The 18,766-nt window shown below is 38.4% G+C and carries 15 protein-coding genes; 11 read left to right on the top strand and 4 right to left on the bottom strand.

Translation table 11 applies throughout. The features are described from left to right. Positions 1–110 precede the first annotated feature (110 nt). The 10 genes from lptD to I6E72_RS09620 all read left to right on the top strand — a co-directional run bounded on the left by lptD (position 111) and on the right by I6E72_RS09620 (position 13,343). A complete protein-coding gene (lptD, locus tag I6E72_RS09665) occupies positions 111–2,363 on the top strand; it encodes an LPS assembly protein LptD (protein ID WP_024589798.1) in 2,253 nt (750 codons plus the stop codon). Positions 2,364–2,393: 30 nt separating this feature from the next. Continuing rightward, complete coding sequence (surA, locus tag I6E72_RS09660) at positions 2,394–3,689, top strand: peptidylprolyl isomerase SurA (protein ID WP_197103619.1); 1,296 nt, start codon at positions 2,394–2,396, stop codon at positions 3,687–3,689. Between the two features lie 2 nt (positions 3,690–3,691). Further along, positions 3,692–4,684 (top strand): 4-hydroxythreonine-4-phosphate dehydrogenase PdxA, encoded by a 993-nt coding sequence (pdxA, locus tag I6E72_RS09655; protein ID WP_197112111.1) that lies wholly within the window; start codon positions 3,692–3,694, stop codon positions 4,682–4,684. Continuing rightward, positions 4,681–5,487, top strand: coding sequence for a 16S rRNA (adenine(1518)-N(6)/adenine(1519)-N(6))-dimethyltransferase RsmA (gene rsmA, locus I6E72_RS09650; protein WP_007585090.1), 807 nt, complete (start codon positions 4,681–4,683; stop codon positions 5,485–5,487). The genes pdxA and rsmA overlap by 4 nt, the downstream gene beginning before the upstream one ends. Then, a complete protein-coding gene (gene apaG / locus I6E72_RS09645) occupies positions 5,471–5,860 on the top strand; it encodes a Co2+/Mg2+ efflux protein ApaG (protein WP_007585091.1) in 390 nt (129 codons plus the stop codon). The genes rsmA and apaG overlap by 17 nt, the downstream gene beginning before the upstream one ends. An 8-nt stretch (positions 5,861–5,868) precedes the next feature. Beyond that, positions 5,869–6,687 carry a symmetrical bis(5'-nucleosyl)-tetraphosphatase gene (locus I6E72_RS09640; protein ID WP_197112109.1) on the top strand — a complete coding sequence of 273 codons (819 nt, stop codon included), beginning with the start codon at positions 5,869–5,871 and terminating at the stop codon, positions 6,685–6,687. 136 nt (positions 6,688–6,823) lie between these two features. Next, on the top strand, positions 6,824–8,839 hold the full coding sequence (locus I6E72_RS09635) for a methyl-accepting chemotaxis protein (RefSeq protein WP_101163650.1): 2,016 nt from the start codon (positions 6,824–6,826) through the stop codon (positions 8,837–8,839). A gap of 779 nt (positions 8,840–9,618) precedes the next feature. Beyond that, positions 9,619–10,071: an REP-associated tyrosine transposase gene (locus I6E72_RS09630; protein WP_076923743.1), complete on the top strand. Its 453-nt coding sequence runs from the start codon at positions 9,619–9,621 to the stop codon at positions 10,069–10,071. 562 nt (positions 10,072–10,633) lie between these two features. Then, positions 10,634–12,076, top strand: coding sequence for a capsule assembly Wzi family protein (locus I6E72_RS09625; RefSeq protein WP_197112107.1), 1,443 nt, complete (start codon positions 10,634–10,636; stop codon positions 12,074–12,076). 235 nt (positions 12,077–12,311) lie between these two features. Then, entirely contained in the window at positions 12,312–13,343 is a 1,032-nt protein-coding gene (locus I6E72_RS09620; RefSeq protein WP_197112105.1) for an acyltransferase family protein, read from the top strand. A 110-nt stretch (positions 13,344–13,453) separates the two neighbouring features. On the opposite strand, the gene I6E72_RS09615 is transcribed toward I6E72_RS09620, so the two are convergent. Then, complete coding sequence (locus I6E72_RS09615) at positions 13,454–13,603, bottom strand: hypothetical protein (protein WP_197112103.1); 150 nt, start codon at positions 13,601–13,603, stop codon at positions 13,454–13,456. Positions 13,604–13,677: 74 nt separating this feature from the next. Between I6E72_RS09615 and I6E72_RS09610 the strand changes: the two genes are divergently transcribed. Continuing rightward, positions 13,678–13,911: a hypothetical protein gene (locus I6E72_RS09610; protein ID WP_231620524.1), complete on the top strand. Its 234-nt coding sequence runs from the start codon at positions 13,678–13,680 to the stop codon at positions 13,909–13,911. 513 nt (positions 13,912–14,424) lie between these two features. Here I6E72_RS09610 and galU read toward each other — a convergent pair. From galU to I6E72_RS09595, 3 genes are all read right to left on the bottom strand, one after another. Continuing rightward, a complete protein-coding gene (gene galU / locus I6E72_RS09605) occupies positions 14,425–15,315 on the bottom strand; it encodes a UTP--glucose-1-phosphate uridylyltransferase GalU (RefSeq protein WP_197112101.1) in 891 nt (296 codons plus the stop codon). A gap of 198 nt (positions 15,316–15,513) precedes the next feature. After that, positions 15,514–16,518, bottom strand: coding sequence for an NAD-dependent epimerase (locus I6E72_RS09600; protein ID WP_197112099.1), 1,005 nt, complete (start codon positions 16,516–16,518; stop codon positions 15,514–15,516). 692 nt (positions 16,519–17,210) lie between these two features. Then, a complete protein-coding gene (locus tag I6E72_RS09595) occupies positions 17,211–18,377 on the bottom strand; it encodes a nucleotide sugar dehydrogenase (RefSeq protein WP_197112097.1) in 1,167 nt (388 codons plus the stop codon). Positions 18,378–18,766 lie beyond the last annotated feature (389 nt).

Here is an 18,766-nt window from a genome sequence, read left to right as displayed (position 1 = left end):
TTATAAGATATCTATTTTTCACTAAGTTAATTAGGTCAATTACTGTAATTGCCATTATTTTCCTTTATTATGTGTATATTATATTAAACACACAGTATTAAGGTCGATAAATGAGCAAAACCTGGGGCATATTGATGCTAAGCGTAGTTAGCGCACCATCGCTTGCCGAAACTGAACTGGCACACAACCTTTGTGGCATTTCAATGCAAACCAGAGCTTGGCAACCACTTGAAGGCCTTAACCTTGGTGAAGTTGATATTCAAGCTGATGATGTTGAGCTACTTGGCACTCAAAGCGCTGAATTTACCGGCAATGTTGATATTAACACCCTTAAGATGAGTTTGTCCGCACAAACTGCGTTGATAGACAAACAGCGTGGTTTATTAAATGCAACGGGGCCAATTACTTATCAAGATTACGTAAGTAAAGTAAACAGCACCGGATTAAATGCCGATTTAAATAATTCAGAAGTCAGTTTGTTAGGCGCCGACTACAGCCTAACCGAACAACAAGGTAAAGGCGGCGCTGAAAAGCTCACTGTTAATCAGTCTGGCCTATTACTCATGAATGCAAGCTTTACTACTTGCCCTAGTGACACCCCAGTGTGGGAAATTGAAGCTGACGAAATAAACCTTTCACGCGAAGAAGGCTGGGGCGAAACATATAACGCCGTATTACGTATTCTCGATACACCGGTTTTATATTTACCTTATTTTACATTTCCGCTAGATGAGCGCCGTAAATCGGGTTTACTTACCCCGACTATTTCAAGCTCTGATAAATACGGCCTTGAAACAATTACGCCGTACTATTTAAATATTGCACCTAATTTTGATGCCACTATTACGCCTCGTTATATGTCTAACAAAGGGCTACAATTACAAACCGAATTTAGATACCTAACAGAGCAACATGAAGGCTTAGTAGGAATTGAATATTTAGATAGTGATGATTCTGAGCCAGATTTGAATGAACGCTACATGTTTCATTGGCAACAACAAAGCTACCTAGGTGAAAACTGGCGTGCAAACGTTGATGTAACCAATGTAAGCGATGATAACTACATCACCGATTTAAGCTCAAATTACGCAAGTAAAACAGATACTCAGTTGTATCGTACCGGTTCACTTACTCATTTGGGTGATACATGGCGCACCGATATTAAAGTACAAAACTTTGAAGTATTGGGCGATCACTTAGAGTCATACACTGCAATACCACAAGTTAATTTTACGCAAACTGCGCCTTGGCGTTTTGATAATTTTGACTTTAGTGTGTCAGGTGAAATTAGCCATTTTACTAATGATTCATCAGAAGTGGCCATAGACAGCGCAACTCGTGTACACGTAGAGCCAAAAGCCCGCTACAACTACGCAACGCATGCGTGGTCATTTTTATCTGAAGTGAGCTTATTGCAAACTAATTATAAGCAAAGCGGAAACTTAACAGGCACGCAATACAGCGATACCGTATCGCGTACTATTCCTAAAGTACGTTTGTATTCTCAGCTTAATTTTGAGCGCGACGCATCTTACTTTTTTGAAGATGCTATACAAACGCTAGAGCCGCAAATTCAATATTTATATACACCTAATAAAGACCAGTCAGACATTGGCTTGTTTGATACAACCAAGCTACAAGACGATTATTATGGTTTATTTAGAGACGTGCGCTTTTCGGGTGTTGACCGCATAGCAGCAGCGAATCAGTTTACTTTAGGTGCTACAACGCGCCTATTTGATAAAAAACAAGAAGAAGTATTTAATTTTAGTGCCGGCCAAATATTTTATTTAAGTGACGATGCCAAGCCAACAGAGCAAGGCTTGAACTCAGACACTAATTATAATGCACTATTTGCAGCTCAAACCATGTTACATTGGCACCGCCGTTGGTACCTCGCTGGAGGTATTCAATACGATACAGATGGCAAGCAAATGGTACAGTCAAATGTAACACTTGATTATAAAGGTGATAATAATCAGCTAGTACAATTGAACCATCGCTATGCAAATGATGTCTCAGGAAATACAATCGAGCAAGCAGGTGTATTTACAAGTATTCCTATTAGCGACGAATGGCAATTTATTGCAAGCTATCATCGAGATCTTGAAAACAACAGAAGTATCGAAGTATTGAGCGGATTACAGTATGAATCATGCTGTTGGGCTATCCAAATTACTGGGCACCGCCAAATTGAAACAGATTTAAATCAATCAATAGGCCAAGAACAAGCAACTTTTGATTCAGGTATTAGTTTGAATTTTGTATTAAAAGGACTTGGCAGTAAAAGCCGTTATGATGCACAAAAATTATTACAACAAGGTATTTTTGGCTATCGTAGACCGTATTTTCTTAGTAACTAGAGTACTATCAGCAAGAGTAGTAAAAAGAATATGAATTTAAAAAAATTATTAACATCAGCAGTTTTAAGTGCCAGCCTTTGTCAAAGTGCAATGGCCGCACCAGTAGAAATAGATAAAGTTATTGGCGTTGTAAACCAAGGCGTAATTTTAAAAAGCGAAGTAGACACCATTATTAATCGTGTTAAAAAGCAAGCCGAAGAACAAAACCAGCAATTACCAAAAGATGAAACTCTTCGTGTACAAGCCGTTGAGCGTTTAGTAAATCAAGCCCTTATGATACAAATGGCTGACCGTATGGGGTTACAAATCTCAGACAGTCAACTCGATCAAACTCTTGCTAGCATGGCACAAGAGCAAGGCGGTACAATTGCCGATTTACGCCGTACTATTGAAGGTTCGGGCGAAAGCTTTCAAGCTTACCGTGAAGAAATTCGTAAAGAAATTACAACGCAGCAAGTAACACGTGCAAGTGTCGATCGCCGTATTTATATTAGCGAGCAAGAAGTTGATAACCTTTTAAAAATTATGGAAACCCAAGGCCAAAGTGCTGAAGAGTACGACATTGGTCATATTTTAATAGATATCCCTAACGATGCGAACGCTGACGAAATTGCTGGCGCAAAAACACGTGCCGATAAAGTTATTGAGCTATTAAACGATGGCCAAGAGTTTAAGCGTATTGCTATTTCATCATCAAGCGGCTCTAAAGCACTTGAAGGCGGACAGCTTGGTTACATGGGCATTAACGAAATGCCATCGCTTTTTGCTGAAGCAGTAAAAGGCCAAAAGAAAGGCGCTATTGTTGGCCCTCTTCGCTCTGGTGCTGGTTTTCATATCATTAAAGTACAAGATGTTCGTGGCCTACAAGTTGTAGAAACAACAGAAGTGCGCTCACGCCATATACTAATTAAACCTTCAATTATTTTAAGTGAAGAAAAAGCACGCTCAATGCTTGCAGGCTTTGCAAAAGACTTACGCGCAGGAACTGCCGACTTTGGAAAGTTAGCTAAAGAGTACTCAGAAGATCCAGGCTCTGCACTTAAAGGTGGCGAGTACGATTGGACAGATCCAACTACCTACGTACCTGCGTTTAAAGATACTTTGCTTTCTCTTAAGCAAGACGAAATAAGCGAACCGTTTAGAACACAGTTTGGTTGGCATATTGTGCAGTTACTTGGTAAACGTGTAGCTGATAAAACTGAGCTAGCCAAACGTAACCGTGCTCACGGTATGTTGTTTAACCGTAAATTTAAGGAAGAAAGTTTTAACTGGCAGCAAGAAATGCGCGAGCAAGCTCACGTTGAAATTTTCACAGCAGACCAATAAATATGACCTTAAGAATTGCTATTACACCGGGTGAACCCGCCGGTATTGGCCCAGATTTGCTACTCACGCTTGCTCAGCAAGCGTGGGATGTTCAACTTATAGCGATTGCCGATGGCAAACTATTAAAAGAGCGTGCAAAACATTTAGGCTTAACAATAAACTTAATTAAATTTGATGATAATGCCCCCGCCATCGCAGCACCTGCTGGCAGCTTGTATATTCATCAAGTTGATTTAGGGGTTGATGTAGAACTTGGCATACTAAACGACGGTAACGGACAATACGTGTTAGATACCTTGCGTATAGCAAGCGAAAAAAACATGGATGGCACCTTCGATGCAGTTGTTACGGGCCCGGTTCACAAAGGCATAATTAACAAAGCAGGCATTTCGTTTAGTGGGCACACTGAGTATTTTGCGCAGCAATCAAATACTGCTGATGTAGTTATGATGCTTGCAACAGAGGGCTTACGCGTTGCACTTGTAACCACGCATATTCCACTAGCGTATGTATCGCGCGCCATTACACCTGAGCGTTTAACTAAAGTAGCGGGTATTTTAAATCACGACTTACAAACTAAGTTTGGTATAGAAAAACCACGTATTTTAGTGTGTGGTTTAAATCCGCATGCCGGTGAAGATGGCCATTTAGGTCGTGAAGAAATAGAAACAATCACGCCAACGCTTGAGATACTTAGAAGCGAAGGTATGAATTTAATTGGCCCACTACCGGCCGATACCTTATTTCAAGATAAATACCTATCTGAAGCAGATGCAGTGCTTGCTATGTATCACGATCAGGGATTACCTGTGCTAAAATACAAGGGATTTGGTAAATCGGTAAATATTACCCTTGGCTTACCATTTATCCGCACATCAGTTGACCACGGTACTGCACTCGATTTAGCAGGGACTGGTACAGCTGACGTTGGCAGTTTTGAATTAGCGATCCGCGAAGCAATTAAGCTCGCCCAAGAAAAAGCACAAAATCAATGACCGATAAAGTACATTTAGGACACCGCGCTCGTAAGCGTTTTGGGCAAAACTTTTTATTTGATGAATCTATTATCGATAAAATAGTCTCTGCGATCGATCCTAAACCAGAAGACAACCTAGTAGAAATTGGCCCCGGCCTTGGCGCAATTACTGAGCCAGTAGCCGAATTAAGCGGCCATTTAACGGTTGTTGAATTAGATAAAGATTTAGCGCAACGATTAATTGAACACCCATTTTTGGGTCCTAAATTAACCGTTAACCAAGGCGATGCAATGACGTTTGACTTTGCAAGCTTGGTTCGCGATGACAAAAAATTAAAAGTGTTTGGTAATCTACCTTACAATATTTCGACACCGTTATTGTTTCATCTTTTTGAATTTTCAGATCATATTGAGCACATGCACTTTATGCTTCAAAAAGAAGTAGTAAAACGCATGGTAGCAGGCCCAGGTAGTAAAACATTTGGCCGTTTAAGCGTAATGACTCAATACTACTGTAATGCAATGCCGGTTGTTGAAGTACCACCTGAGTGCTTTAAACCAGCGCCAAAAGTTGACTCTGCTGTTATACGTTTAATACCTAAAAAGCCAGAGCAACGTACAGCAAAAAGCGTTAAAATATTAAACACAGTGTGTTTAGAAGCCTTTAATCAACGCCGTAAAACACTGCGTAACAGTTTAGGTAATTTACTAACTGCAGAAGAGCTTACTAGCATTGGCATTGATATAACGCTGCGTGCTGAGCGCTTATCTTTACAACAATTTATTGATATAGCTAACTGGATTTATGACAACAAGCAGTAATATTGGATCGCCTGTAAAGGTATCTGTAGAAACATTTTACGTAGAAGGTCAATCTCAACCTGAGCTTGAAAAATACGTATTTGCTTACTCAGTAACGATTAAAAACCATAGTTTATGTAGTGCAAAATTACTGAGCCGCTATTGGTTAATTACCGATGCAAATGGCAAAGAAGTAGTAGTAGAAGGTGAAGGCGTTGTTGGCGAAATGCCAGACATTGGCCCAGGCGAAAGCTATAAATACACCAGCGGTGCAATTTTAGATACACCTGTAGGCACAATGCAAGGCCATTACACGTTACGCAACGAATTTGGCTCTGAGTTTCAGGCGCCTATTAATGTGTTTCGTTTGGCTTGTCCTAACATTTTGCATTAAGCACTTAAATGGCAGATTATGCGATAGGTGATTTACAAGGGTGTTTTAGTGAATTTAACACCCTTTTGCAACGTGTTGATTTTAACCCAAGCAAAGATCACCTTTATTTAGTTGGCGACATAGTTGCCCGCGGGCCAGACTCTCTAGCCTGCTTAGACTACATTTATCAACATCAAAATAGCATGACCATCACTTTAGGCAATCACGACCTTCACATGGTTGCCTGCTACTTTCTTAACAAACCTACCAACCCAAAAGATAAACTAAACCCAATATTTGAAAGCCCAAAATTCGCGCATTACATCGCTTTTTTACAAACCCAACCATTGGCCTTAGAGCTTATAAAACATAACTGCTTTATATCTCACGCCGGATTAAACCCCGACTGGTCTATTGACTACGCGCTAAAACAAGCGCAATTTGCACAAAGCTGTTATCAATCAAACAATGCTAAAGCGTTTTTTGAACACATGTATCAACCTCACCCGGAGCAGTGGTCAAGCAATCTTGATGACTTTGCAAAGTTTAGATACATAGTTAACTATTTTACCCGCATGCGCTTTTTAACAAGTGATAACAAACTCGAGCTTAATGCAAAGGGTGCAATAACCGATAGCCAAACACTAACCCCTTGGTTTAACCATCCTAATATTGCTAAAACTAAACACGATATTATTTTTGGCCACTGGGCCGCGCTTGAAGGTAGGACAGGTAATCCACGGGTTCACGCCTTAGATACAGGCTGTGTATGGGGTAACACCATGACACTAATGGAGCTAAGTACTAAAAAAGTAATTATCGAAAAATCCCACCTTTCGTCTAAATAAACTGAAAAAAAACAATACATCTGTTAGATTTATCAATTAATAGTTAAAATTAGTTAAAGTAATTGATTTTAATTACTTAACTTATTGGTACAAACGCCGATAAGTCTTAATTGAAGTACTTTTGAGTGGAAATCTTATGAACCTGACAGTAAGCCAACGTATTTGGGGTGGTTTTATATTTATCACACTATTATTATTAATAATTGGTGGTAACTCCTTAATAAAAATTGCAAATATTGACCGTTCTACTCAAAAAGTGAACCAACTATCACTTCCAGCACTAAATAAAAGCTCAGAACTACAAGCCGAATTTATTTTAATGAGTAAAGCCGCTCAAGCGAGTTTTTACACTACCTCTGCAAATGAACTTGCCCCCATTAAAAAACAAGTTCTTGAGCAAAAGCAGTTATTCAATACTCTTCATCGCGAACTTCAAGACGTAGTAAAAAATGATGCAACGCTTAATCAAAGTAGCCAAAATGTAGAAAAAACCTACTTAAGCTTTTTAAGCACAGTTGAAAGCTTGTTAGAAGATAAAAGCAAACAGCTAGCATTAAACAAAACATTAAAAGCACAATTAGAAAATATAGAGCTAAGTGCAGAAGATGCCAATTCTGTTGTACTCGATATTATTGATATAGATGGCTTTGAGCAAAACCACCCTCGTGCTTATCAAGCCGCAAACAATTTAGAAAATAACTTTATGTCGGTGGTAAGTAACAGCACCGATATGCTAACTGTTAAAACGCTTAATACACTCGATATTGTTAAAAACGAGCAAACCTATTACCTAGAAGAAGTAACACGTACCATTGCCTTAATTAAACCGGCTATTGAGCAAACTCACAGCGATTTATACTCAAGCTTAAAAGAAAATGTTGATACTTTAGAAAACAATATAAAAGGTAGTAGTGGTTTAGCTGCAAACAAAAAACGATTAATTGACTCTATTACGCTAACAGAATCAGAGCTTGCCCAGTCAGAGCAAGCCACCAAAATGGCACTTAACCAAATTGATGAGTTAGTTAATCAAGCAAGTGACGTTGCCTTTAAATTACAGCAAGGCGTACGCAGCGACGTAGACTCAGCAAACTTATGGACGTGGGTTGGTATGATTATAGCCACCCTTTTAGCTGTAGCGATTGCTATTATTACTGTTAGCCGCATTACTAAACCACTTGCTGAAGTTAACCGAATTTTAGATATTGTTGCCAGTGGCGACATGACACAACGCTTAGACGACAGCGCTAAAGACGAATTTGGCGAACTATCTAAAAGTTGTAACACCTTAATTGATAACTTACGCAGCCTAATTAAAGGCATTATTTCGCGCTCTACTCAGTTAGCTGCAGCATCAGAACAAACATCTGCAATTACCGCAGAATCAAGCCAAGCAATTCGTAATCAACAAGCACAAGTTGAACAAGCAGCCACGGCAACAACCGAAATGAGCAGTACATCGCAAACGGTTAGCAACAGCGCTCAACAAGCACTTAGCGAAATTAAAAATGCTGATAAAGAAGCTGAGCGCGTTAAAGGTATTTCGAATAACAATAAAGCCACGATAGAACAGTTAGCACGTGAAGTAGACGACGCCTCTCAAGTAATTAATAAACTACACCAAGATAGTGCATCAATAGGCAGCATTTTAGATGTAATACGCGGCATAGCGGATCAAACTAACCTGCTTGCACTAAATGCCGCAATTGAAGCTGCACGTGCTGGTGAATATGGCCGAGGCTTTGCTGTTGTAGCAGACGAAGTACGCTCTCTAGCGAGTAAAACTCAAGAGTCGACCCAAGAGATACAATCAATGATTGAGTCTCTACAAACAGGCGCAGAAGCTGCAGTAACGGCAATGAGTAAAGGTAAGCAACGTGCGGTATCGTGTGTTGAGCAAACAGACCTAGCAAGTAGTGCTCTTGATTCAATTACATTTGCGGTTTCGCAAGCTCACGATGTAAGTGAAGAAATTTCGACTGCCGCACTTGAGCAACAACAAGTAGCGCAAGAAATTAGCGAACGCCTTGAGTCGATTGTAGCCATCGCAGAGCAAACAGCCGAAGGCGCAAACCAAACTAATATTTCAAGTTCAGAAGTAGCAAAACTGGCCGAAGAGCTTCGCTTATCGGTAGACGAATTTAAAGTTTAGGTTTACTAAAACGATTAAAAAAACCCGATGGTACAATGTACCATCGGGGTTTTTGTTTATAAGACCTTTAGAAATGAGATGTAAAACCTTACCTACAACATATACACACCCTATCGATGCGAATTTACTTCGCGCTCATCTAACTTAACTTTACCAAAGCGAGGTGTAAAACCTCACCTACAATATGTGCAACCCTATCGATGCGAATTTACTTCGCGCTCATCTAACCTAACTTTACCAAAGCGAGGTATAAAACCTCACCTACAACATGCACACACCCTGTAGGTGCGAATTTACTTCGCGCTCATCTAACCTAACTTTACCAAAGCGAGGTATAAAACCTCACCTACAACATGCACACACCCTGTAGGTGCGAATTTACTTCGCGCTCATCTAACCTAACTTTACCAAAGCGAGGTATAAAACCTCACCTACAACATGCACACACCCTGTAGGTGCGAATTTACTTCGCGCTCATCTAACCTAACTTTACCAAAGCGAGGTATAAAACCTCACCTACAATATATGCTTCCTGTAGGTGCGAATTTACTTCGCGCTTATGTAATTTAATTTTACCAAAGCCAGATATAAAACCTCACCGACAATATATGCCACCCCGTAGGTGCGAATTTACTTCGCGCTCATCTAACTTAACTTTACCAAAGCGAGGTATAAAACCTCACCTACAATATACACACCCTATCGATGCGAATTTACTTCGCGCTCTCTTATTTTGAAACCTCTGCTACCTTTAAACAAAAGTACTGAAGGCCTGAAAAATGTATCGTTCAGATTTATTGCGAAAAGGCAGAGTATCATTAACAAATCGATTTTACTCAATCACACTAGTGGCGCACAAAAGAGAAAACATATTTATTTCTATGGATATTAATCGTTTGATAATCACAGAAATGAAAAAGATAGAAACGCAAGAAGCAGCTAAAACAATAGCATTTGTAATTATGCCAAATCATATACATTGGCTAATTCAATTAGGAAATAAAAAAACGCTGTCCGATGTAATTAAGTTATTTAAAGGCCGTTGTTCTAAAGTAACCCGTGACGATTTAGGTATGTATAAATTATGGCAACGTAACTACTATGATCACATGATTAAAAATGAAAACGATTTACTGAACAATGCTAGATATATTATTGCCAATCCTTTGCGGGCTAAAATTGTCGATAAAATTGCTTCATACCCTTACTGGGATTGTATTTATATAAAATAAAAAGCGAGGTATAAAACCTCACCTACAATATACACACCATGTAGGTGCGAATTTACTTCGCGCTCATCTAACTTAACTTTACCAAAGCGAGGTATAAAACCTCACCTACAACATATACCACCCTGTAGGTGCGAATTTACTTCGCGCTCATCTAACTTAACTTTACCAAAGCGAGGTATAAAACCTCACCTACGATATATGTACCCTGTAGGTGCGAATTTACTTCGCGCTCATCTAACTTAACTTTACCAAAAGCGAGGTATAAAACCTCACCTACAACATATGCTTCCTGTAGGTGCGAATTTACTTCGCGCTCATCTAACTTAACTTTACCAAAGCGAGGTATAAAACCTCACCTACAATATATGCTTCCTGTAGGTGCGAATTTACTTCGCGCTCATCTAACTTAACTTTACCAAAGTCAGATATAAAAACTCCCTACAACTTACACACACCAATTACTAACCACTAATATATCGCTTTTTTCTTCCTTACTTAGGCGTTTATTGCTAACCTCGCGTTAACGTTTTTACTTAAACAAATTTTTGCTAACGGAATAATTATGCTCAAAAAAATATCACTGTTTATCGGGATGGCAATCAGTGCAAATGCTGTTGCTAAAGGTGGCGTATCACCTTATTTACCTTTAAATCAAGCCCCTGAACTTGAGCACCAAGTACAACGACTTTTAGCCGTAAGTAAAAACACACATATTATGAGCAAGCCTTATAAAGCGCACGATATTTATAGAGTGCTGCAAACAGTAAGGCATACTTACCCAGAACTATATCAAACACTTTCGTACCAGCTTAGCCCTTACATTCAAAGCGACGCGGGTACATTTGCAAAAGTAACGCTTGCTGCAGGCACAAAAGATAAAACACTGCCTAACCAACGCGGCCAAACTACTAAAACCAACTTAATTGTTGAAGGTGGTGCTTACGCTAACTTCGGGCGTTACTTTGGTGTAAGTGTTGCAGGCATTGCCAACGAAGATGAAATATTACCTACACAAAGCTTTTTTTACCTTGGTAATAAATACGCGCAACTAGATGTAGGTTATCGTGAGCATTGGTACTCACCTTTTAACGACAGTGCCATGCTTTTAAGCACACAAGCTAAAACAACGCCTTCTATAACGCTTAGCAATGTAGAGCCCATAACCAGCTTTAATATTCGTTACGATATGTTTATTAGTAAAATGACAGAGCAAAGCGGAATTTTAAGAGAAGGAAGGCAGGATGGTGTAGCTAGAGTTTACGAACCAGGCAAGCCATATTTATTTGGCTTGCACACTAGTTTTGCAGCAACCGATAACTTAACAATAGGCTTAAGCCGCTTAATGCAGTTTGGTGGTGGTCCGCGAAGCGTTACAATTAAAGATTTTACTGAAGGTTTTTTTAGTCCTGGTAGTAAAGACAATATCAATAGCGATGACGCTCAAGAGTTAGGTGAAGATTATGAGCTTGGGGATCAACTGGGCTCAATTACATTCGCATACAACAATAGCATTTATGCACTCCCTTATGAGTTTTACGGTGAAGTAGCACTTGAAGATACATTGGGTGGTGGTAGAAATAACGCTTATAGCTTTGGCCTTTACTTACCGTTTATTGCTAATAACCACAGCCTACGTTTTGAGCACAGTAATTGGCAAGTTAGCTGGTATAGTAACCACTTATATTTAGATGGCAACCGTAATTCAGGCAATGTAATTGGCCACTGGGCGGGTGATGAACACGACTACAGTGACTACACTCCTGCTAAATCGATGAGCGTAAACTGGCATTGGCAATTAAGTAAAATAGAAAGTTTAAATACCACTATTCGCATGCTTGAAAATAAGAGCGAAAGTTATAAAACAAGTTACGAACTACAAACGGCATACACGCGTAAGTTGAGTAAACCAATAATGGGTGCTAAAAGTTGGGGAGCTGAGCTATATCAAGGAAAGGATGTATACGGGGAAACATTTGCTAGGTTAGGTGTGTTTGCTAATTTTTAGTTAAAAAATACAAAAATCGGTGTTGTGCTAGCAATCCCGCTTATTTTACGTTTATTACAAACCTGCAAGTATAGATATTGCTGATTTAATAAAATTCAACATTTACTAAATCACTCCTAATATCGCTTTTATGACAAATAAAACCAAGAGTTACTTACACTAGCTCAATTTTTAATACCTAAATACTTGCTTTAAACCAAAGTAAGTTATCCCCATATTATAATTGGAAAACAGTTTGAAAATACAATCTTTACAAGTTCTTAGGGCTCTTGCAGCATGGTTAGTTGTGTACCATCATTACATGCAGATATTTCATAGTTTTAATTCAACCAGCTCAATCGGTGAGTTTTTGAGTAGCCGAGGAGGGTTTGGAGTTGACCTTTTTTTTGTACTTAGTGGTTTTATGATGTATTTAGCTGCATCAAGACCCTCAACAGATGGATGGTCATTTTTTATAAAAAGATTATTTCGTGTATTTCCTACGTATTGGTTTTTCACTTTCATCATTATTATTGCTGTTGCGTTAATTCCTAGCGCCTTTATTTACAACCAATATACTGCTTACACATTAATCCAATCATTATTATTTATACCTCATGAAAATGTATCCGGACTGGGAGTTTACCCTGTTTTAACCGTTGGCTGGACACTTAATTATGAAGTTTTGTTTTACTCTATACTGGCTATTTGTCTAGCTATATTTAAAAGAAAAGGTATTTACATCTGCTGCGCGCTTATACTTTTATTTCCTATAGTTTTTTATAGCTTTGATAATGTAACTATGTCTGTAATAAAGAATCCAAAAATGTGGCAGTTTGTTTTTGGCATGGCTATTGGCTATATATTTTTAAAATATAAGATCATCGAAATACAGCTTTTTAAAACGGGTTTGATTTCATTAATAGCGGGAGGAATTGTACTTAGTGGCATTGTGGGATATGGGCTTATACATACAACAATATCTGCGAGTTTAATAGTAATTGGATTTATATTGATTAATAACTTATTTAATGAAAAAAATTTACTGACGCAATTTTTAATAAAGCTTGGTGACTACTCTTATTCTACTTATTTAGCCCATATTTTAGTGCTTGGCGTATTATTTAACTTCTTTGGTAGCAATCCATCTCCCTTAAAAGAAGTTTTTGTTATTATTTCACTATCACTAACAACATATATTATTTCACATTATTCGTATAAATATATTGAAAACTCTAGCTTTATAAATACGTTAAAAATAAATATAATAAATAAAAAAGTAAAATAACTTAAAAACATCACCTAAAATAAATGCGGCGCCAATACTTAAACAGCTTACAGCGCCGCTAATTAATAATACCTTTTGTATATTGATTTTTTATATGTTAATTTTTTGATCTACTTTGCCTTTATATACTGATAAAAAGCTTTATTTAGTTTTTCATCTCGCACTGAAAGCTCAACTATTGCTTTTAAACAATCCACCTTATCGCCACAATTGTGCGAGGTGCCACTCATATGAAACGCTTCAACCGTTTCTTGCGTCATTACTGCACCAGTAGCATTAGGTGATGTAATTGGCCACTAAGCAGATGATAAGCAAGACTAAAAGCAACTAATCAATGAGCGTAAACTGGCATTGGCAATTAAGTAAAATAGAAAGCTTAAATACTACTATTCGTATGTTTGAAAATAAAAACGAAGGCTATAAAAAAAGTTACGAACTGCAAACAGCGTATACACGCAAGTTAAGTAAACCAATAATGGGCGCTAAAAGTTGGGGAGCTGAGCTGTATCAAGGAAAGGATGTATACGGGGAAACATTTGCTAGGTTAGGTGTATTTGCTAATTTTTAACACCCTATAGGTGCGAAGTTACTTCGCACTCATCTAATTTAACTTTACCAAAAGCGAAGTATAAAACCTCACCTACAATATATGCACCCTGTAGGTGCGAATTTACTTCGCGCTCATGTAATCTAACGTTACAAAAGCGAGGTATAAAACCTAACCTACAACATATGCCACCCTGTAGGTGCGAATTTATTTCGCGCTTATGTGATTTAACTTTACCAAAAGCGAGGTGTAAAACCTCACCTACAATTTACCCCTGTAGGTGCGAATTTACTTCGCGCTCTTCTAACTTAACTTTACCAAAAGCGAGGTATAAAACCTCACCTACAATCCCCCCCTCTGTAGGTGCGAATTTACTTCGCGCTAATGTAATTTAACTTTACTAAAGCGAGGTATAAAACCTCACCTACAATATATGCCCCCTGTAGGTGCGAATTTACTTCGCGCTCATGTGATTTAACTTTACCAAAAGCGAGGTATGAAAACTCACCTAGGGGATATAAATTAACTATGTTATTAATTTTTACCATTAACAAAGGTATTTATATACTGAGTAAAATCTTTACCTAGCTTTTCATCGCGCATTGAGTATTCAACAATTGCTTTTAAATAACCCAACTTATCGCCACAATCGTGCGAAGCGCCACTCATATGGAATGCTTCAACCGTTTCTTGTGTCATTAACGCATAAATAGCATCGGTTAATTGAATTTCGTCACCTGCGCCTACAGGCGTTTTAGCAAGTAATGGCCAAATGTTTTTACTAAGTACATAACGACCAACAACCGCAAGGTTTGAAGGAGCTAAATCGGTAGCAGGCTTTTCAACCATTGTTTTAATTGCTGCGCTCATACCTGGGGCAAGTTGCACACCGTTAATATCGGCAATACCGTATTTACTTACATCCTCCTGAGCTACAGGCTCAAGCATAATCTGGCTTGCTTGTGTTTCGCTAAAGCGCCTAATCATCGCAGCTAAGTTTTCGGTTTTTTGATCTGCTGTATATGCATCAAGTATTACATCTGGAAGTAACACTACAAAATCGTTATTACCTACAATAGGTTTGGCACATAAGATTGCATGGCCTAAACCTTTCGCCTCACCTTGGCGTACACTCATAACGGTTACGTCTGGCGGACAAATTGATCGGACTTCATCAAGCAGCGCACGTTTTACTCGTTTTTCGAGTGTGGCTTCTAGCTCGTAACTTGTATCAAAGTGATTTTCAATTGCATTTTTAGAACTATGCGTTACTAAAACAATATCTTTAATACCAGCAGCAACACATTCACTAACAATATATTGAATAAGTGGCTTGTCTACAATTGGCAGCATTTCTTTAGGAATTGCTTTAGTCATAGGTAGCATACGTGTACCAAGGCCTGCAACAGGAATAACGGCTTTCATGGGTAGTCCTTTATTTATAAATTAATAATTTTTAAAGTTAATAGGTTAAAAATAGGTGGATGGTAAATAAAAAGTAACTTTCAGTAAAATTTAGATCACCAATGGTTTAATGTGTTTAGGTTAACCAATCTAAACACATTAAAAAACACTGCCTCAAATTTAAAACAGTGTTTTTAAATGACTTACAAATTGTAACCTTTATTTATAAAAGTCTTTATACCACTTAATAAGCTCACTTACGCCTTGCTTAACACCAACCTGCGCTTTATAGCCCGTCGCATTAAATAAATCTGTAGTATCAGCATAAGTTTTATAAACATCGCCGGCTTGCATTTCACGGAAGTTCTTTTTAGCTTCAGTACCTAGTTCAGCTTCAATGGCTTCAATAAACTTCATTAGGTTTATTGGGCTACCGTGGCCAATATTATAAACCGCATACGGCGCAGAGCTAGAAGCTGGCGAACCTGTTTCAACTCTCCAGTCAGGGTTTGCAACGGGTATAACATCAGCAGCACGAACAACGCCTTCTACTATGTCATCTATGTAAGTAAAGTCACGCCACATATCGCCGTTGTTGTTTATATCAATAGTGTCGCCGGCAAGTATTTTTTTAGTAAAAATATACGGTGCCATATCAGGACGACCCCATGGGCCATAAACGGTAAAAAAGCGTAAACCTGTTGTAGGTAAGCTATATAAATGAGAATAGCTATGCGCCATTAGCTCATTCGCTTTTTTAGTAGCAGCATAAAACGACACAGGGTGATCAACACTGTCGGTTGTTTCAAACGGTGTTTTTTCGTTTAAACCATATACAGAGCTAGATGAGGCATAAACCAAGTGCTTAACTTTATTATTACGACACCCTTCAAGTACGTTTAAATGCCCTACTAAATTAGAATCAGCATAAGCATCAGGGTTTTCTATTGAATACCTAACACCGGCTTGCGCTGCCAAATGTATTACTTTATCAAACTTCTGTGCTTTAAATAGCTCGCTCATTGCTGGGCGTTCACTTATATCAAGCTTAATAAATGTGAATGCTTCATGGCTTTCAAACTGCACTAAACGAGCTAGTTTTAAATTTATATCGTAATAGTCGTTAAGGTTATCAATACCAACTACAACATGGCCGGCCGCTAACAATTTTTGGCATGTTGCCGCACCAATAAAACCAGCCGCACCCGTTACTAAATATTTCATAATTTCCTAATCTTTAAGCTGATAAAGTTGAAGGTTGAAAGTTGAAAGTTGAAGACTAAAAGCCTAATCCCAAGTTTCAATAGTTTTCATTAAAGCAGATATCATTTTTGATAACTGCCTAGACTCTTCTATCCAGGTCCGTACTTTTACCTCAATGCCTTTAACTTTTAAAGCTATGCTTATTTGCTAACGCGCCAGCAAGCAAGGCGCCTACAACAATAACACCGCAATTATACAGCTGAGCCGTAGGCGTAAAGTTTGAGCACGCACGAAAAAAGCTTAAACGCGCCAGCAAGCAAGGCGCCTACAACAATAACATCGCAATTATACGGCTGAGTCGTAGGCGTGAAGCTTGCGCACGCACGAAAAAAGCCTAAACGCGCCAGCAAGCAAGGCGCCTACAACAATAACACCGCAATTATACAGCTGAGCCGTAGGCGTGAAGTTTGCGCACGCACGAAAAAAACCTAAACGCGCCAGCAAGCAAGGCGCCTACAACAACATCGCAATTATACAACTGAGTCGTAGGCGTAAAGTTTGCGCACGCACGAAAAAAGCCTAAACGCGCCAGCAAGCAAGGCGCCTACAACAACATCGCAATTATACGGCTGAGTCGTAGGCGTGAAGCTTGCTCACGCACAAAAAACACTAATTTCAACTATAAACCTTTCACCTAACTGCTATTATTTTAATTAATCACTACCAAACAAGTCGCGAGTATAAACTTTGTCAGCAATATCACTCAACTCTTCAACCATGCGGTTAGATACAACAACGTCAGATATTTGCTTAAACTCGTTTAAGTCTTTAATTACACGAGAGTGATAAAACTCACTTTCTTCAAGCACAGGTTCGTAAACTACAACCTCAATACCTTTAGCTTTAATGCGCTTCATAATGCCTTGGATGGCAGAGGCTCTAAAGTTATCAGACCCAGTTTTCATTACTAACCGATACACACCAACCACTTTTGGGCTGCGCTTAATTATTGAGTCTGCAATAAAGTCCTTACGCGTAGTATTAGCATCAACAATTGCACCAATAATGTTATTAGGTACATTTGCATAGTTTGCACGCAGCTGCTTAGTGTCTTTTGGTAAGCAGTAACCACCGTAACCAAACGATGGGTTATTATAATGGCTACCAATGCGAGGGTCTAAACTAACGCCCTGTATAATTTGTTTACTGTTTAAGCCATGAGCTTCAGCGTAGCTATCAAGCTCATTAAAATAAGCCACACGCATTGCTAAATAGGTGTTAGAGAATAACTTAATAGCTTCGGCTTCTGTTGAATCGGTAAAAAGTACTTCAATATCTTCTTTTATAGCGCCTTGCTTAAGTAAGTTAGCAAACACACTTGCACGCTCACTTTGTTCGCCAACAACAATACGTGATGGGTATAAATTATCGTGTAGTGCTTTACCTTCACGTAAAAATTCTGGCGAAAATATTAAGTTACTAATGCCGAGCTTTTCTTTTATACCTTGCGTAAAACCAACTGGTACCGTCGATTTAATAACCATAACTGCATTTGGGTTATGCGCTATCGCATCTTTAATTACAGCCTCTACTGAGTTTGTATTAAAATAGTTATTTTCAACATCGTAATCGGTTGGTGTAGCAATAATTACAAAGTCTGCATTTTTATAGGCTGCTACTTTGTCGGTAGTTGCTGTAAAATTTAAGTCACTACGTGTTAAAAACTCACTAATTTCGGTATCAACAATTGGAGACTTTTTATCATTCAATAGCGCTATTTTTTGTTCGTCTATATCTAATGCAACCACTTCATTGTGTTGTGCTAGCAACATAGCGTTAGAAAGGCCTACATAGCCTGTACCTACTACGGCAATTTTCATATTAATCCTTTAAGATTAGTTAATAAGTAATAAAATGATTCTATCAGAGTTATAAATTAGGCTCTAGTGAAAAGGCTTTAGCCAAAATGTAAAATCGAATGATATTACTCGACGGTCTCAGAGCTTTACCTAAAGTGCGCTTTTAAAGTGCATTAACTCTTTAATTTATTTGTGAGTAAATCACCTAAGGTTTTTTTGCTTAATAGTAAAATAAAAGTGGGTGACAATTCTGATGAAGGCGTTCTTTGTAGATTTGAATTTACTGCGCACTTAAGTAATTTACCTTTACAAAAGCGAGGTGTAAAACCTCACCTACAATATATTCACCCAGTAGGTACGAATTCACTTCGCACTTAAGTAATTCATCTTTATAAAAGCAAGGTATAAAG

Source organism: Pseudoalteromonas sp. NSLLW24 (assembly GCF_015864725.1).
Taxonomy (GTDB): domain Bacteria; phylum Pseudomonadota; class Gammaproteobacteria; order Enterobacterales; family Alteromonadaceae; genus Pseudoalteromonas; species Pseudoalteromonas arctica.
The sequence above is the reverse complement of the archived record's forward strand: the minus strand, read 5'-3'. Positions and strand labels throughout refer to the sequence as shown.